This window comes from Magnetospirillum sulfuroxidans (assembly GCF_018224925.1).
Classification (GTDB): domain Bacteria; phylum Pseudomonadota; class Alphaproteobacteria; order Rhodospirillales; family Magnetospirillaceae; genus Magnetospirillum; species Magnetospirillum sulfuroxidans.
On sequence record NZ_JAGTUF010000005.1, the window covers coordinates 1 to 14,325 of the forward strand.

Below are 14,325 nucleotides of genomic sequence, written 5' to 3' on the forward strand. Positions count from 1 at the left end.
TTCCGCCCTGGGATATAAAAGCCCGTGCCGCTTCGAGGCCGAAGCTGCATAGACAGAGAAACGCTCTCCACTCTTTCCGGGCAAGTCCAACTATACGGTGCCGCCTTGCGCGTCGTCATGTCCGAGGCACGTCCACAGATCGCCGTCTCCTGGGTGTGGGCGCCGCTGCTGAGGATCGGCATGGCCGAAATCAAGGGGGAGAGGGACGGTATGCTCGTCACGCCCCTCCATCCCCTGCGTCTGGCGGAGGTGGGCGTCAAGGCCCGCCAACTGGCGGAAGCCGTGCGGAAGGTGACCTTCAGCGGGGAGAACGAAGCGGACGAGATCGGCAACTATCTGCCACGCGTTGGGAAAGACGTACTACGCGGATGTCGGCATCTCCGACAAGCGGCGCCTTCTCATTGAGACCCGACGGTTGGCGGACGTTAGTCTGCTCGAATCGCCGACGTTCGGCGGGGACGCAGACGAACTGGCGGACGAGCCCGCCGAAGGGACGGTTGAGAAGTTCGAGTTGGTAACAGACGAGTAGGCGGAAATACTGTCGGGCTTCGGGCAGACCCAAGCGGTTGGCTGAGAGCATGGAAGCGCAGGCGATAAAGGCCTTTCCACTGTCTCGCCAGGGGCGGCGACGAAAGACATGCTCCGCCACGACTTCGGGAGCGGCCAAGCGCCTTCAGCCGCCGGGCCTCCGACACCTCAAGGCCGCCGTACTTGGACTTCCATTTGTAGAAGGTGGCACTCGATATGCCATGGCGGCGACACACATCCGCCGTCGGCGCCCCGGCCTCCTGTTCCTTCAGGATGCCGATGATCTGCTCTTCACTGAACCTGCTGCGTTTCATGTCGTCCGTCCTCTGATGGGCCGGACTCTACTTCAAACTGGAGGAGATTTCCCAAGGCAGGTCAGGGGCGATGCCCAGCTTTTCATTCATCATCGTCACCATGGTGCGCCGCAGGTCGTGCAAATCCCAATCCGGCATGGGCTTTTGCTCGGCCTTCTTGCGGGCTTCATTGATGTGTTTGTCGATGCGCCGCTTGGCCCGGCTGAATCCGGAGGCCGGAGTGGTGCCGGTCGCCGAAAACAAAAGACCCGCTTCGCCGATCTCCGGACGGCCCGCAATGATCTTGGCGGCAAGAGGCGACAGGGGGACGACATGCGGGCGGGAATTCTTCGTCCGCATGCTCGGGATTTCCCAGGCCGTCCACTTGCCGCCCGCATCGGTGACGCGAAGGCCGAACCCCGGCACCATCGCATCCCAATGCTCGGTGCGCGATCCCTTGGGGGCAGGCTTGAGCCTGTCGACCATGGCGGCGGTGATGACTTTGCGGGCGGCCAGACGGGGCATTTTCGGGCATATCCTATGGTCGTTTTGGGGGCACAAACGTTTCCGTTTTGCCCTATTGCGCCCGATTCGCCCATGTTGCGCCGACAGAGATAAAAATCAATGATTTTATAGTGTTAGCGTGAGTCCGGACGTTCCGCCATGTTCACAAATGTTCACGTTGGCTCCGGAATCATAATCCTGGGGTCGGGGGTTCAAGCCCCTCTCCCGCTACCAACCTTGCGAAACAAAAACCCCTGATAGGTCAATGACTTATCAGGGGTTTTTTGGTTTTAGACGTTCATGAAAAATCCCTCCATCCATGCGGATGGAGGGGGAAATCATCAACCTGATGTCAGCACATGCGGCACGATGCCGGTGATGGTGCTGACATGGGTGACGACCAGGCGGAGCAACGGCAGGGTTGGGCGCGTGAAGGTCAATCGGGTCAAGCGACCATCCTTGGACACCACTTCGCATTCGGTAGCGATGCCGGCGGCGGCAGCGCCAGCGCGGCTGAGCACCAGACGGAATTGCGCCCCGAGGGGGCGGTCGAAATCGCGCAAGCTCAACCCGCCAGTGGAAATATCGACCACCGGCAGACTTTGACCGCCAATCTCGATGACCAACCCGGCGCCGTCATGGCGGGAATGGCGACGGCGATCGAAATCGCCGATCTCGGATTGGGACTGGCCCCTCTGGGCACTCTGGCGTTTCATCAACATTGTTCCTCCTCGTCACGAGGATTTTGCTTCCGTGACCAAGCGTTATCGTAATATTGGCAAACCAGACGATCAGCCATCGGGCGCATCCCCCCGTCATCATCATCCCACGCATCGCCACGGGGCGAAGGCACTGGCGACAAGGGATCGAGGAATCGATCGATCAGCACGAACAGCATGGTCTTTGACCCCAGGGTGGGCATACCTCCATCTTATACCCTATGACTATGTCAAGGTTTTGGGTTGCGCATAAACGCCAGGTAAACGGGGGAACACTGAAACATTAAAGACATATCCATAGGTGAAAAAAGGACGTTATTGACTTCCCCCCTCAACCCAGCAATAAATCAAAAAGGAATAGTTAAGACGTTTTGTGCTATCATTATCATGCGGTGAAAATCAGCGCATTCCTGCAACGTCAGGTACAGAGGAAACCTCCAGCCACACCATGCCGGCCCGGTGCCGGCCCAGGAGGTTTTGAGTAACCATGTCTTCTTCCGTCGCCGAACGCATTCAAGCCCTGATCGATGGCGCCCGCCACTCGGCCACCAATTCCGGCCAGCCCTTCGATCTGCAGAAAATTTACGTCAGTGCCCTGGTCCGGTGTGGCATCAGTCACGAGGAAGCGTTGTCGCTGATCGCCGATCCCGCCAATGATCCGGTCGGCCGCATCCTGCACTTCGCCGGCGATTCCCACAATTTCGCCATCCTGGCGGTGGAAGAGGCCTTGGCCGCCGCCTGAACGGCCGCCGACCGCTTAATACCTATATCCCGGTGATCGCAACCGATCCCCGGTGCCCTCAAGCGGCGGGCGGGTTTCTCCGAAACCCTTGCCTCCCGCGGCATAAGCCGCGCAGCCCCTTGGGCTTAGCCAAATCCCGATGAGTTCCACTCAGCGGGATTTGGTATAAGCCGCCCCCCGGTCACCAGGGGGGCGGCGTCATGGCTGGCGGCCCAAAGGAGTGCCGGGATTAGGCACCCAGCTTCATGGCCATGCGCACAGCGCCCCAATGGCGACCGTCAACGGTCACCGGCATATCCATTTCCTTCAGCACGATAAAGGTGCCGCCGCCCATGTCGCGGGCATAAGTGTGAGCCAAGGGCTTGGTCGTGCGCGCCGCCAAGATACCGGTGCGGTCATCGAAAATTCGACGATTGCGGCTGTTGGCGGCGTTCCACAATGCATCATTAAGCCGCTGCGGTTGCGAATATTTGCGGTTATGGGCAGCGATATAGCCGTTGCGATCAGTAATGCAGCAAAAAACCACCGCCGGGTCACGACTGAGCGGCGCTTCGATCAGTTCCGGGAACAGCTTTTCCGCCACTTCCGTATGCTTGACCGTCACCTGAATCGGATCGGTACCAGGGATGGCGGTATATTCGGCATCAAACAGGTCGGCCATGGAAAGAGTGCGATCCCGCACCGCCTGCTCCAGGCGTCGCGATGCTGCCGTCGCCACCTTTTCAATCATCTCCAGATAGGGCTGGTCGTCGCGTTCGGCCTGTTCCAGACGAGTGGCCAAGGCATTCTTGGCCTGTGTGTCGGCGGCGGGAAATTCGGCATTCAAGCCAATGCCGGTATCGTTGACGATACGCACTTTAAGGCTGCCGATACCTTCCATGCGCAACACCCCTTGTGTGCCGGTGGGCGGCCGGGTCTTGGCGCCAACCAACACCAGAAAGGCGCCCTTGAGGTCGATGTCGCCGGTATAGCCGCGCACACTGGTCCCGCCATATTCAAAACTGAAGGGAAGCGCGGCGGTGATGCGTTTGAATTGGCGGCGGTCGCCGCCATAAGAGGTGCGCATGATCACATACAGGCGGCGTTGCAAGGCGGCGATGTCGCGGCTGACCATGGCGGACAATTCATTGACCCGCATGGCGGTGGTGCCGGTGGCTTCGACCCCTTCCATCATCAAGGTAACGTTTTCAGCCACGGAACGGGTGTGATCCGCAGCCTGGGCGGCGCTTCCCATGATCTCGGCGGTGGCCGCACGCTGTTCGTCGGTGGCGCGGGCCACTTCCGAGGCGATGGCGTCGATCTGTCGGATGACCTGGGCCACCGATTCCACCGTTTCCACCGCCTCACGCGTGGTGCGGCCAATTTCCTCGGCTTGGGAATTGACGGTGGCAATGCCGTGCTCGGTCTGATTGGCCAGGCTCTTGACCTCTTCCGCCACCACGGCGAAGCCCTTGCCGGCCTCCCCCGCCCGTGCCGCCTCGATGGTGGCGTTAAGCGCCAGCATGCGGGTCTGGCCGGCGATATTTTGGATCATGGTGACCACGTCGCCGATTCGCGCCGTCGCCTCTGACAAACCGGCGACGCGGTGACTGGCTTCATCGACATTGATGCGGGCGACTTCCGCCAGTTGCGACGAATTGCCGACCTGGGAAAGGATTTCCCGGCTCGACGCTTCCAGTTCCTCGGTGGCGCCGGCCACCGTTTGCACATTGCCACTGGTGATCTGGACCGCTTCGGTTACATGTTCGGCCATCTGGCGTAATTGCACCGCCACCCGCGACAATTCCACCGACCCTTCCGACAGGCGGCGGGCCTGGACCGAAATATCGCCAACGGTTTCCTGAACCTCGCCTTCCAAGGTCTCGGTCAGGTTCAGCATCTCGTGCTTCAGCTTTTCCTCGCCGCGGCGGGCAATTTCCTGATTTTCGACGATGCCATAAGCCAACTTGGCCCGCATGGCCCGCAACATGGCGGTGGCCCGATGAAAATCGGGAATAGGTTCGGCCGGAATGACATAGGCCAGTTCCCCCCGAGCGATGGCGGCAAAGCTGTTTTCCATCCGCGCCAACGGCTTGGTCGATCCCTGCAACAGGCGGCGGGCCAACAGCAAGGATAAAGCCGCGCTGACCACCACGATCACGATGCCAAAAAGCAAGTGGTTGGCGAAATCCGCCATGGCCTCTTGATAGACCTGTTGCGCCACCTGCTCTTGTAAATGGATCATCTGGCCGAGATGGGCCTCGGCAACCAAAGTCTGCGGACGGACCACCTGAACGAAGAAAGCTTCCGGATCGGCGGGGAGCGGACCGCTTCTCAAGGGGGTGAACACCGCCTTGTCCAAACGGTCACGCATGCGCGAAAAGCCATCCGCCAGCGTCTTTTCCTCGGGGGTCAGATATGTGGCCAGATAGGCTTGCCATACCTGGTCCAAGCGCGAGAGGTTGGCTGTGATTTTGTTGGCGGCATCCGGATTCTGCGAGATCCGGGCCGCGATGAGAACGCAATCGCGCAACAGATCGCGAATTTCCCCCAATTGCGCCGCCGGAACCACCCGATCCTCGTAAACCGTGCGGATTGCTTCGTTCGAAGCGGCAATGCCCAGCAGACCGATTCCGGCGGCAACCGCCACCATCAGCAGCAACGAGACAACAATGGCGCTAACCCGACCGGCCAAAGAACGGCCGAAACGGAAAAGCCGTTGAAGCCCCCCGGTGCGGACAAGCAGCCCTTCGCTCAGGACCGAGCCAACAAGCCGACCGCCGCGCATGTCGGCATAAAGCCGTTCGGCTTCAACAACAGCATCGCGACTGGGTTTGCCGCGGATCGAGATAAAGCCGACAATCTGACCATCAACCACTTCCGGGGTGACGTTGGCGTGCACCCAGTAGTAATCGCCGTTCTTACAGCGGTTCTTGACCAGACCTTCCCACGGCAGCCCATTCTTCACCGTCTGCCACAGATCGGCGAAAGCCGCCGCCGGCATGTGCGGGTGACGCACCAGATTGTGCGCAGAGCCGATCAATTCTTCCGCCGAAAAGCCACTCATGGTGGCAAAATCCTGATTAACGAAGGTGATCCGGCCACCACAATCGGTCTTGGAGACCAGTATCTGGCCGTCCTCCATCTCCACTTCGTGATCGGTGATCGGCTCGTTGACGCGCATATCTACCCCAGGGTGCATATTACTTTAGAATGCACAAGGGGACCTCAGCACACCTGGAATGTCAATCAAAATCGGGCCAAAACAGGCCATGCCAAGCGCCAAACAAGCGCATGGTCCATGGCGTTAACTATCCATTTATAAAGTGTTTTAACGCGTTTTAACGCTGCCGGCCCGGTAGGCTTTGCCTCTGCGAACAAGGGGCAAACAAAAACTGTGACCGTGCTGCACATTCACGGCATCACGAATTAGGCGGCGCTACGGGCTATCCACCGTTGGATGGCGGCGACGTGCTCGGCTTCTTCCTCGACGAATTCGGCGGCCATGGCCTTGATCTCGGGATCAGAGGTCCGGTCCAACACCCCTTGGTAAAAGGCCAGACCGTTGGTTTCGGCATCCAAAGCCACACTCAGGGCCATGGCCACGTCCATTTGCGGATCGGCGGCCCAAATGGCGGCGGCTTCCGGGCTTTCCAGTTGCGGCCAGTCGTAATCGCCCGGCGCCATATCGGGCAGATCGCGGAACCCGCCGCGCTTGCGGGCTTCTTCCAGGTGCATGCGGGAATATTCGGCCATCTGGCGGAAGAACCCCGAAACCTCGGTATTGTCGAAACTGCCGGCGGCATCGGCCAATTCATCGAAGCGCAACGCCGCCTCTTGTTCAAGGCGGGCGGCGTAGACCAGGAATTCTTCGACCGATTTCATGGCTCAGCTCCTCTGTGCGGCAACAAAAGCCTACAGAAAATAAGGGATTATTTCAAACAATTCCAAGGCGCGTTAACGGGCGGAGGCAATCCAGCCGCCGCCCAGCACGCGCTCGCCGTCATAGAACACGCAGGCCTGTCCGGGGGCAACCCCCTGTTCCGGCAGATCAAGCATGACTTGGCCGCCGCCCGTCCCATCCAACTGGACACGAGCCGGCATGGGCGGACGGGTCGAGCGTACGCGGACGCTACAGCGGAAATCGGCGCCATCGCCCTCGCCCAGCCAATTGACCTGCCGCAGGCTGATCCGTGTCCGCCCCAATGCCTCACGCGGGCCGACCACCACTTGCGCCTGCTCGGCATCCAGCCGGATCACATAAAGCGGATCGCCGCCGCCTACCCCAAGGCCTTTGCGTTGACCGATGGTGTAATGGATGATGCCTTGGTGCGCCCCCAGCACGCGACCATCCTCGACATGGACAATCTGCCCCGGACGAATGGCGCCGGGCTTGAGCTTGTTGACCAGACCGGCGTAATCGCCATCGGGAACAAAACAGATATCCTGGCTGTCGCGCTTGGTCGCCACCGGCAGATTATAACGGGCGGCGATGGCGCGGGTTTCGTCCTTGGACAGGAAACCGCCCAGGGGAAAGCGCAGGAAATCCAATTGCTCCCGCGTCGTGGTGAACAGGAAATAGCTTTGATCGCGGGCTGGATCGGCACCTTTAAACATGATCGAGCCGTGCTCGCCCTCGCTCCGCTGAACATAATGACCGGTGGCCAAAGCATCGGCCCCCAGGTCGCGGGCGATGGCGAACAGGTCGCGGAACTTGACGGTCTGATTGCATAACACGCACGGGATCGGGGTTTCGCCCCGCACATAGGATTCGGCGAATTTATCGACCACGTCGGCATGGAAGGTGGATTCCATGTCCATGACGTAATGGGGAATGGCCAAAACGTCAGCAACGGCGCGGGCGTCATGAATGTCCTTGCCGGCGCAGCAGGTGTTGGGCCGGCACACCGCCTGACCGTGATCGTAGAGTTGCAGGGTGACGCCGACGACGTCCCAGCCCTGCTGTTTCAACAAGGCGGCGGTGGCGGAGGAATCCACCCCGCCCGACATGGCGACGACGATGCGGCCCAAGGATGTTGTCTGGTTCATGCAGGCATATATGCGACCGCCCGCCGCCAAGTCCAGGGGCTTAAGGGTAAAGCACCACGAAAATGTCATCAATTCTTCGGCATTCGCCGATGGCTCCAGCCGTTAGTCTGCGCCGCCGGAGAGCCCCCATGAAGCGCAGCACCAAGATCATCGCCATCATCACTTTGGCCATTTTGACCACCGAGGCCGGCTTGGTGCTGACATCATGGCTATCGGCCCGCCGCGTCATGGAACAAACCATCCAAGATCGCGGCGCCACCCTGCGCGAAGGCTTCGCCATCGCCCAATCAACCACCGAGATGCAATTGGGAGCCATCGCCAATTTCATCGCCGATGTCGAAGATGTCCGCCGGTTCATGGCCTTGGCCCAGGTTCTCGGCGACATTCCGCCCGCGGCCATGGACGATTACCGCTCGCAATTAGAGCACATCATCGGCGCCCGCTGGTCCAATCTGCAATTCCGTTTCCTGTTGCGGCAACTGGCGTTCCATCTTCCCGACGGCACCACCTTTTTGCGGATCGAACGCCCCTATCAGCATGGCGAGCGAACCACCCCCGAGCACGGGCTGGTCGACGCCAGCATCGCCAGCCGGCGCATCCGCAGCGGCTTCGAGATCGGGGCCTGGTCCACCGGCCTGCGCGCCACCGCGCCGATCACCATGCAAGATGCCGATGGCGCCACCGCCTTACTGGGGGTGGTCGAAGTCGGCACCTCGTTCGACCCCATGCTGGTGCCCATTTGTCCAACGGCCGAATGCGGCGTCTCGGTCCTGCTGTCGCCCCTGGCCGCCGCGGCGATGGCCCCGGCCAGCCGTGACGCCCTGTTTACCCCCGACCGCATCAGCGAACGCGGCTGGCTGATGGAAGCTTCGTCCAATCCGGCGATCACCCGCGCGGTCATCGACGCCTTGCCCCAACCGACACGCGGCCAGTCGGACACCCGCTTGCTGCGTTCCCCCGCGGGCCGTTGGCTGGGGGTGACCACCTTCCCGTTGCTGGACTTTCCGGCCCAGGCCGACGCCGCCCGCCCACCCATCGGCATGGTGGCGGTCTGGCAGGACGCCACCGATCTGATCGATGGATTGCACGCCGATTTGCGCACCACCATGGCCGGGGCCTTGCTGGCCTTTATCGTTGTGGAAACGGTACTGGTCGCCGGCGTCCACCTGACCACCCGGCGGCTGGAACGCGAAATCGCCGGAGCCACCGCCGAATCGCAGGCCTTGCTGCGCAAGGTCACCGCATTAGCCGAACGCGACCCCTTGACCGATCTGTACAACCGCCGCAGCTTTTCCCGCCGGATGAGCGAGGAAACGGCACGGCGGCAGCGCGAGGACCGCCCGCTCAGTCTGGCGATTATCGACCTCGACCATTTCAAGCGCATCAACGACAGCCATGGCCACGCCGCCGGCGACGAAGTGATCATGCGGCTGGTCGGCCATCTTGGCCATGTCCTGCGCAGCAGCGATCTCTGCGGCCGCTGGGGGGGCGAGGAATTCCTGATCGCCTTTCCCGCCGCCACCGTCCTCGAAGCCGGCCGGGTGCTGGAACGCCTGCGCGCATGCATCGCCACGGACCGGGGGCCCTTGGCCTTCAGCTTCAGCGCCGGGGTGACGCAATGGCGCGACGGAGACGATCTCGATTCCATGCTGCATCGCGCCGATGAATGCCTGTACCGGGCCAAGCGCGAAGGCCGCGACCGCATCGCCTATGACCGCACCCCCGAACCGGTGGCGTGATCATTCCGGCGGCAGGACGGCGCGCAAGGTTTGCAGACTTTTCGAGTGAAATTCACGCCGGTACAAAATGGCGACGACACACGCGGCGGCAACAAGAAAAGCCCCGGCATGGACGAACCACATCATCATCGCCAAGGCGAAATAATAGGCGCGCAGGCCCCGATTAAAGGTGTTCGCGGCCAGATCTTGTAAACGCGCCGCATGAACGGCAAAGCCGGTCTTGGCCGCCGCGTCGGCATCGATCGCCGGCGCCGCCCCCATCAGGATGCAACAGTAATTGAACTGACGCAGCGCCCAGGTGAACTGAAAAAAGGTGTAAACGAAAACCCCGGCCAACAGCAAAATCTTCATCTCGAAGGATTCAAGACTGGTTTGACCGGCGAACGGCATTTCGCGATAGACCTGATAGCCGTGTTCTCCCGCCCCCATCAGCGCCACCAGACCGCCCAGGATCAGGATCGACGCCGAAGCGAAGAACGACACCGCCCGCATCAGATTGCCCATCAGCGAAGTATCGGAAATGCGGTTTTCACGGTCGCACAGCGACCGCATCCAGATTTCCCGGTGCGCGGCCATCACCGCCGACAACGTGCGGCTGCGCACTTTGCGATGCTCGGCCAACACGGTATAGCCGACCCACAGCACCACGAACGCGGCCAGGGCGACGATATCAATAACGGGAATGCCTTGAACACTGATCATGAACACCTCGAAAAGCCGAAGGGGCCTTGCGGCCCCTTACAACTTTAATCCCGCTCGTCGATCCAGGCCATTTGAATGGCTTCCAGGATCTTCTCGTTGGATTTTTGCGGATCATCAGCGAAATCAGGCAAGGCGCAAACCCAGGCGTGCAGGTCGGTGTAACGCAAATTGACGTTATCGACGTCAGGATGGGTTTCTTCCAACGCGATGGCGATGTCGGTGATATCGGTCCACTTCATCCGCGGCGGCCTTTACTTCTTGTCGACGCTCATGTTGCGGGTCGCGACCGGCACCGAAACCACCAGGCCGTCCAGTTCCTGCTTCATGATGATCTGGCAGCCCAGACGCGAGGTCGAGGTCAGGCCAAAGGCCAGATCCAACATGTCTTCCTCGTCTTCCTCGGCCGCGGCCAAACGCTCGTACCAATCGGGATCAACGACGATATGACAGGTGGAACAGGCCAGCGAGCCCTCGCAGGCGCCTTCCAGGTCGATCTTGTTGCGGTGAGCGATTTCCAGAACCGACAGGCCTTCCGGGGCGTCAACCTCGTTGCGCGAACCATCGGCGGTGATGAACGTCATCTTGGGCATATACTTCCTGCCTTCCTCATCTTTTTGGGTCCCGCCGCAGACGGAACGCAGTGGCTACTCGGCGCCCCCCAGGGCGTCATCGAGGCGGTCCACCGACACGCCGGCCAGCGCCTGGCGGATACCCCGGTCCATGCGCTTTTCAGCGAAGGCCTTGGTGGCTTCCTCCAGAGACTCGACGGCGGCGGTCACGGCATCGCGGTCAATTCCCGCGCATGCCGTCTCCACAGCTTCGATAGCTGCATCGATAGCCTGTCGTTCGTCATCAGACAAGAGGTCCGCATCGACTCCCAGTGCAGATTTTACCGCCAGCACGGAACGGCGCGCCTCGACCACCGCTTCGGTCAGCAATCTTTGCGCCATGTCATCCTTGGCGTGCACCAGGGAATCGCGCAGCATGGTGGCCATTTCGTCCTCGGACAGACCATAGGACGGCTTGACCGCCACGTGCTGTTCCACCCCGGTGGCCATTTCCTGGGCCGAGACGGTCAACAGGCCGTCGGCATCGACCTGAAAGGTGACACGAATGCGGGCGGCGCCGGCGGCCATGGGCGGAATCCCGCGCAAGACGAAGCGGGCCAGCGAGCGACACTGGTCGACCATCTCGCGCTCGCCCTGGACCACGTGAATGGACATGGCCGACTGGCCGTCCTGATAGGTGGTGAATTCCTGGGCCATGGCCACCGGAATCGGCGTGTTGCGCGGGATCACCTTTTCGACGATGCCGCCCATGGTCTCGATGCCCAGGGACAACGGCGTCACGTCAAGCAGCAAGGTGTCGGAACCGCGCGTCAGCGCCTCGGCCTGCAACGCGGCGCCGACGGCGACCACTTCATCGGGGTTGATGTCGGCCAACGGCTGACGGCCGAAGAATTCGGCGACGCGACGGCGCACCAGCGGCATGCGGGTGGAGCCGCCGACCAGCACCACGCCGTGAATAGCGGAAACGTCGATGCCGGCATCTTCAACCACGCCCCGGCAAATCTCGATGGTGCGTTCGACGAAGGGAGCCGCCAACGCTTCCAGTTCGGCCTTGGTCATCTTGTGACGGCTGGTGAGGCCGTTCAGTTCGATCATCCATTCGCCATTGGGTTGGCTGGTCAGGCATTCCTTGGCCACGCGGGCGGTCATCAGCGCCTGCTTGACCTCGCCCGCGGTGATGGCGGCGCCGGCGGCGCGCTGCGACAGGAAATGCTCGGCGACCGCATGGTCGATGTCGTCGCCCCCCAACACGGCATCGCCGCCGGTGGCCTTGACCTGGAACACGCCCTTTTCCATCTTCAGGATGGAAATATCAAAGGTGCCGCCGCCCAAATCATAGACGGCGTACAGCCCTTCCACCGAACTGTCCAGGCCATAGGCCAAAGCGGCGGCGGTGGGTTCGTTGACCAGACGCAGAACCTCGATATCGGCCAGACGGGCGGCGTCCTTGGTGGCGGTGCGGGCGGCATCGTCAAAATAAGCCGGCACGGTGATGACGGCGCGGGTAACGCTTTTGCCCAGCATGGCCTGCTCGGCCCGCTCCTTGATGGCCATCAGGATATGGGCGGAAATGGCCACCGGGGTCAGGGTGCGGCCGGCGACGCGCAGGCGAACCATGCCGCCCCCAGGGCTGCCCTCTGGCGGGACCACCACTTCGTAGGGCAGCGTGCCGGCCAGCGATTTGACATCCTCGATGCCGCGCCCCATCAACCGCTTGATCGACGACACCACCTGATCGGGGCTTTCCAGAATGGCCCGACGCGCCGCCGCCCCGACTTCGACCGAACCGTCATCCTTGTAATGGACCACCGACGGGATCAGCGCCTTGCCGTTCTCGTCCTTCAGCACCTCGACCTCGGAATCGAAAGAAAAAGCCACCACCGAATTGGTGGTTCCCAGATCAATGCCAACGGCAAGTCCGCTTTCGGCTTCATGGGGGACCGGAGTTTCCCCCGGCTCATGCAATTGCAGCAGGACGAGCCCGTCATCGCTCATGGGGGAAATCCTTTCGTGAGATCAGCGCATGGCCCGCGTCATGCGGGTCTTTTTGCTGCGGGCCTCTTCGGCCAGCTTGGCGAGATATTTGAGCCGAATGGTCAGATGACCGGCCTGTTCCAGATCGTCGGCATTGAAAGCGGCCGAGATGTGGCACTGGCAGGCGATAACTTCGGAATCGGCATCGGCGGACAGCCTGGTGATGGTGGCGACCGAATCGGCGTCGGCGATGGCTTCGCGCTTTTCCATCTGTTCCATCAACAACATGGGGTCGTTGATGGTGCCGCAGGCGGTCAGATCGACCTTGCGCCCCTTCATCTCCATCAGATAGGCCGCCCGCTTCAACGGGTCCTTCAATGTCTCATAGGCTTCGTTCAGGCTGGTCGCCTGACTTTGCGACAACGCCCGTTCCTTCGGCGATTTGGCGGCGAAGCGGTCGGGATGCAGGCGACGCTGAAAGCCGAAATACTGCTTTTCCAGCAAATCCTGATCGACGTCGAAAGTGGGCTGCATGCCCAGACGGGTAAAATGATCAATGGTGCCGGGGCCTTGCACCGCCCCGCAAACCGAACAGAACAAGGCGCGGGTGGCCACCGGTCCCTTGCAGGACCAGCAGGGCACCACGGCGGCAACGGCGCTGGCACTTCCCGACATCATTCCCCCTTCCGGCATGATCAGGACGTCTCCTTAGACATGGAACGATTCACCGCAGCCACAGCGGCCCTTTTCGTTGGGATTGCGGAAGACGAAGCCCGATTGCATCTTTTCTTCCACCCAGTCCATTTCGGTGCCGAAGATGAACATGGCCGCCTTGGGATCGATCAGCACGGTGATGCCGTCTTGTTCGACCACTTCGTCAAAGGGCGACTTTTCGTCGGCATATTCCAGCGTGTATTGCATGCCGGAACATCCCTTCGACCGCACGCCGATGCGGATGCCGGCCGACGGCTTGCCGCGCTTGTCCAGCATGGTCCGCACCCGCGAGGCGGCGCTTTCGGTGATGGTGATGGGGGCTTTCAGTTCCATGACCAGTCCCTCTCTTGCTATGGCGCCGGCTTAACCGGCGGCCTTTTCGCTTTCGTCACCGGCCGGAGCCGACTTTTTCTTGTAATCGGCGATGGCCGCCTTGATAGCATCCTCGGCCAGGACCGAACAATGGATCTTGACCGGCGGCAAGGCCAATTCATTGGCGATGTCGGTGTTTTTGATGGCGGCGGCCTCGTCCAGGGTCTTGCCCTTGACCCATTCGGTCACCAGCGAAGACGAGGCGATGGCCGAGCCACAGCCAAAGGTCTTGAACTTGGCGTCCTCGATGATGCCTTCGGCGCTGACCTTGATTTGCAGCTTCATGACGTCGCCGCAAGCGGGGGCGCCCACCAGACCGGTGCCGACATCGGTCGAATCCTTGTCCATGGAGCCGACATTGCGGGGGTGTTCGTAATGGTCGACAACCTTGTCGCTGTAAGCCATGTGTTCCTCCAAACTCTCGACCGGACGATACCGGCT

Annotated in this window: 16 protein-coding genes and 1 pseudogene; 3 read left to right on the plus strand and 14 right to left on the minus strand. The window is 61.2% G+C overall.

Going from position 1 to position 14,325, the window contains the following annotated elements; all coding sequences use genetic code 11:
• Nucleotides 1–105 precede the first annotated feature (105 nt).
• Nucleotides 106–405 (plus strand): hypothetical protein, encoded by a 300-nt coding sequence (locus KEC16_RS07400; protein ID WP_211547401.1) that lies wholly within the window; start codon nucleotides 106–108, stop codon nucleotides 403–405.
• A 260-nt stretch (nucleotides 406–665) separates the two neighbouring features.
• Here KEC16_RS07400 and KEC16_RS07405 read toward each other — a convergent pair.
• The 4 genes and pseudogenes from KEC16_RS07405 to KEC16_RS07420 all read right to left on the minus strand — a co-directional run.
• Nucleotides 666–842, minus strand: a pseudogene (locus KEC16_RS07405) (transposase); the annotation flags it as partial.
• Nucleotides 843–869: 27 nt separating this feature from the next.
• Nucleotides 870–1,346 carry a site-specific integrase gene (locus KEC16_RS07410; RefSeq protein ID WP_211547403.1) on the minus strand — a complete coding sequence of 159 codons (477 nt, stop codon included), beginning with the start codon at nucleotides 1,344–1,346 and terminating at the stop codon, nucleotides 870–872.
• 320 nt (nucleotides 1,347–1,666) lie between these two features.
• Nucleotides 1,667–2,041, minus strand: coding sequence for a hypothetical protein (locus tag KEC16_RS07415; protein WP_211547405.1), 375 nt, complete (start codon nucleotides 2,039–2,041; stop codon nucleotides 1,667–1,669).
• Nucleotides 2,041–2,223, minus strand: coding sequence for a hypothetical protein (locus tag KEC16_RS07420; RefSeq protein ID WP_211547406.1), 183 nt, complete (start codon nucleotides 2,221–2,223; stop codon nucleotides 2,041–2,043). The genes KEC16_RS07415 and KEC16_RS07420 overlap by 1 nt, the downstream gene beginning before the upstream one ends.
• Before the next feature lie 308 nt (nucleotides 2,224–2,531).
• On the opposite strand from KEC16_RS07420, the gene KEC16_RS07425 reads away from it, so the two are divergent.
• Nucleotides 2,532–2,786: a hypothetical protein gene (locus tag KEC16_RS07425; protein WP_211547408.1), complete on the plus strand. Its 255-nt coding sequence runs from the start codon at nucleotides 2,532–2,534 to the stop codon at nucleotides 2,784–2,786.
• 229 nt (nucleotides 2,787–3,015) lie between these two features.
• Here KEC16_RS07425 and KEC16_RS07430 read toward each other — a convergent pair whose 3' ends face one another.
• From KEC16_RS07430 to mnmA, 3 genes are all read right to left on the minus strand, one after another.
• Complete coding sequence (locus KEC16_RS07430; protein ID WP_211547410.1) at nucleotides 3,016–5,949, minus strand: methyl-accepting chemotaxis protein; 2,934 nt, start codon at nucleotides 5,947–5,949, stop codon at nucleotides 3,016–3,018.
• A 245-nt stretch (nucleotides 5,950–6,194) separates the two neighbouring features.
• A complete protein-coding gene (locus KEC16_RS07435) occupies nucleotides 6,195–6,650 on the minus strand; it encodes a ferritin-like domain-containing protein (RefSeq protein ID WP_211547412.1) in 456 nt (151 codons plus the stop codon).
• 72 nt (nucleotides 6,651–6,722) lie between these two features.
• Complete coding sequence (gene mnmA / locus KEC16_RS07440; protein ID WP_211547414.1) at nucleotides 6,723–7,814, minus strand: tRNA 2-thiouridine(34) synthase MnmA; 1,092 nt, start codon at nucleotides 7,812–7,814, stop codon at nucleotides 6,723–6,725.
• Between the two features lie 128 nt (nucleotides 7,815–7,942).
• Here mnmA and KEC16_RS07445 point away from each other — a divergent pair, with 128 nt between their 5' ends.
• Nucleotides 7,943–9,553 (plus strand): GGDEF domain-containing protein, encoded by a 1,611-nt coding sequence (locus KEC16_RS07445; RefSeq protein ID WP_211547416.1) that lies wholly within the window; start codon nucleotides 7,943–7,945, stop codon nucleotides 9,551–9,553.
• On the opposite strand, the gene KEC16_RS07450 is transcribed toward KEC16_RS07445, so the two are convergent.
• The 7 genes from KEC16_RS07450 to iscU are packed head-to-tail and all read right to left on the minus strand — an operon-like array spanning nucleotide 9,554 to nucleotide 14,289.
• Complete coding sequence (locus KEC16_RS07450) at nucleotides 9,554–10,255, minus strand: DUF599 domain-containing protein (RefSeq protein ID WP_211547418.1); 702 nt, start codon at nucleotides 10,253–10,255, stop codon at nucleotides 9,554–9,556.
• A gap of 44 nt (nucleotides 10,256–10,299) precedes the next feature.
• Entirely contained in the window at nucleotides 10,300–10,494 is a 195-nt protein-coding gene (gene iscX, locus KEC16_RS07455) for a Fe-S cluster assembly protein IscX (RefSeq protein ID WP_211547420.1), read from the minus strand.
• A gap of 12 nt (nucleotides 10,495–10,506) precedes the next feature.
• Nucleotides 10,507–10,845, minus strand: a complete 339-nt coding sequence (locus KEC16_RS07460) for a ferredoxin family 2Fe-2S iron-sulfur cluster binding protein (protein WP_211547422.1) — start codon at nucleotides 10,843–10,845, stop codon at nucleotides 10,507–10,509.
• Nucleotides 10,846–10,899: 54 nt separating this feature from the next.
• Complete coding sequence (gene hscA, locus KEC16_RS07465) at nucleotides 10,900–12,819, minus strand: Fe-S protein assembly chaperone HscA (RefSeq protein ID WP_211547424.1); 1,920 nt, start codon at nucleotides 12,817–12,819, stop codon at nucleotides 10,900–10,902.
• Between the two features lie 21 nt (nucleotides 12,820–12,840).
• Nucleotides 12,841–13,476 carry a Fe-S protein assembly co-chaperone HscB gene (hscB, locus tag KEC16_RS07470; RefSeq protein WP_249208923.1) on the minus strand — a complete coding sequence of 212 codons (636 nt, stop codon included), beginning with the start codon at nucleotides 13,474–13,476 and terminating at the stop codon, nucleotides 12,841–12,843.
• Nucleotides 13,477–13,506: 30 nt separating this feature from the next.
• Complete coding sequence (locus KEC16_RS07475) at nucleotides 13,507–13,845, minus strand: HesB/IscA family protein (RefSeq protein ID WP_211547426.1); 339 nt, start codon at nucleotides 13,843–13,845, stop codon at nucleotides 13,507–13,509.
• A gap of 30 nt (nucleotides 13,846–13,875) precedes the next feature.
• Nucleotides 13,876–14,289: a Fe-S cluster assembly scaffold IscU gene (gene iscU / locus KEC16_RS07480; RefSeq protein WP_211547429.1), complete on the minus strand. Its 414-nt coding sequence runs from the start codon at nucleotides 14,287–14,289 to the stop codon at nucleotides 13,876–13,878.
• Nucleotides 14,290–14,325 lie beyond the last annotated feature (36 nt).

Bases quoted from the DNA above. Each gene is read 5' to 3' on its own strand.
- KEC16_RS07410 (WP_211547403.1), bottom strand. From the start codon at position 1,346: ATGCCCCGTCTGGCCGCCCGCAAAGTCATCACCGCCGCCATGGTCGAC.
- KEC16_RS07415 (WP_211547405.1), bottom strand. From the start codon at position 2,041: ATGAAACGCCAGAGTGCCCAGAGGGGCCAGTCCCAATCCGAGATCGGC.
- KEC16_RS07420 (WP_211547406.1), bottom strand. From the start codon at position 2,223: ATGCTGTTCGTGCTGATCGATCGATTCCTCGATCCCTTGTCGCCAGTG.
- KEC16_RS07425 (WP_211547408.1), top strand. From the start codon at position 2,532: ATGTCTTCTTCCGTCGCCGAACGCATTCAAGCCCTGATCGATGGCGCC.
- KEC16_RS07430 (WP_211547410.1), bottom strand. From the start codon at position 5,949: ATGCGCGTCAACGAGCCGATCACCGATCACGAAGTGGAGATGGAGGAC.
- KEC16_RS07435 (WP_211547412.1), bottom strand. From the start codon at position 6,650: ATGAAATCGGTCGAAGAATTCCTGGTCTACGCCGCCCGCCTTGAACAA.
- mnmA (WP_211547414.1), bottom strand. From the start codon at position 7,814: ATGAACCAGACAACATCCTTGGGCCGCATCGTCGTCGCCATGTCGGGC.
- KEC16_RS07445 (WP_211547416.1), top strand. From the start codon at position 7,943: ATGAAGCGCAGCACCAAGATCATCGCCATCATCACTTTGGCCATTTTG.
- KEC16_RS07450 (WP_211547418.1), bottom strand. From the start codon at position 10,255: ATGATCAGTGTTCAAGGCATTCCCGTTATTGATATCGTCGCCCTGGCC.
- iscX (WP_211547420.1), bottom strand. From the start codon at position 10,494: ATGAAGTGGACCGATATCACCGACATCGCCATCGCGTTGGAAGAAACC.
- KEC16_RS07460 (WP_211547422.1), bottom strand. From the start codon at position 10,845: ATGCCCAAGATGACGTTCATCACCGCCGATGGTTCGCGCAACGAGGTT.
- hscA (WP_211547424.1), bottom strand. From the start codon at position 12,819: ATGAGCGATGACGGGCTCGTCCTGCTGCAATTGCATGAGCCGGGGGAA.
- hscB (WP_249208923.1), bottom strand. From the start codon at position 13,476: ATGATGTCGGGAAGTGCCAGCGCCGTTGCCGCCGTGGTGCCCTGCTGG.
- KEC16_RS07475 (WP_211547426.1), bottom strand. From the start codon at position 13,845: ATGGAACTGAAAGCCCCCATCACCATCACCGAAAGCGCCGCCTCGCGG.
- iscU (WP_211547429.1), bottom strand. From the start codon at position 14,289: ATGGCTTACAGCGACAAGGTTGTCGACCATTACGAACACCCCCGCAAT.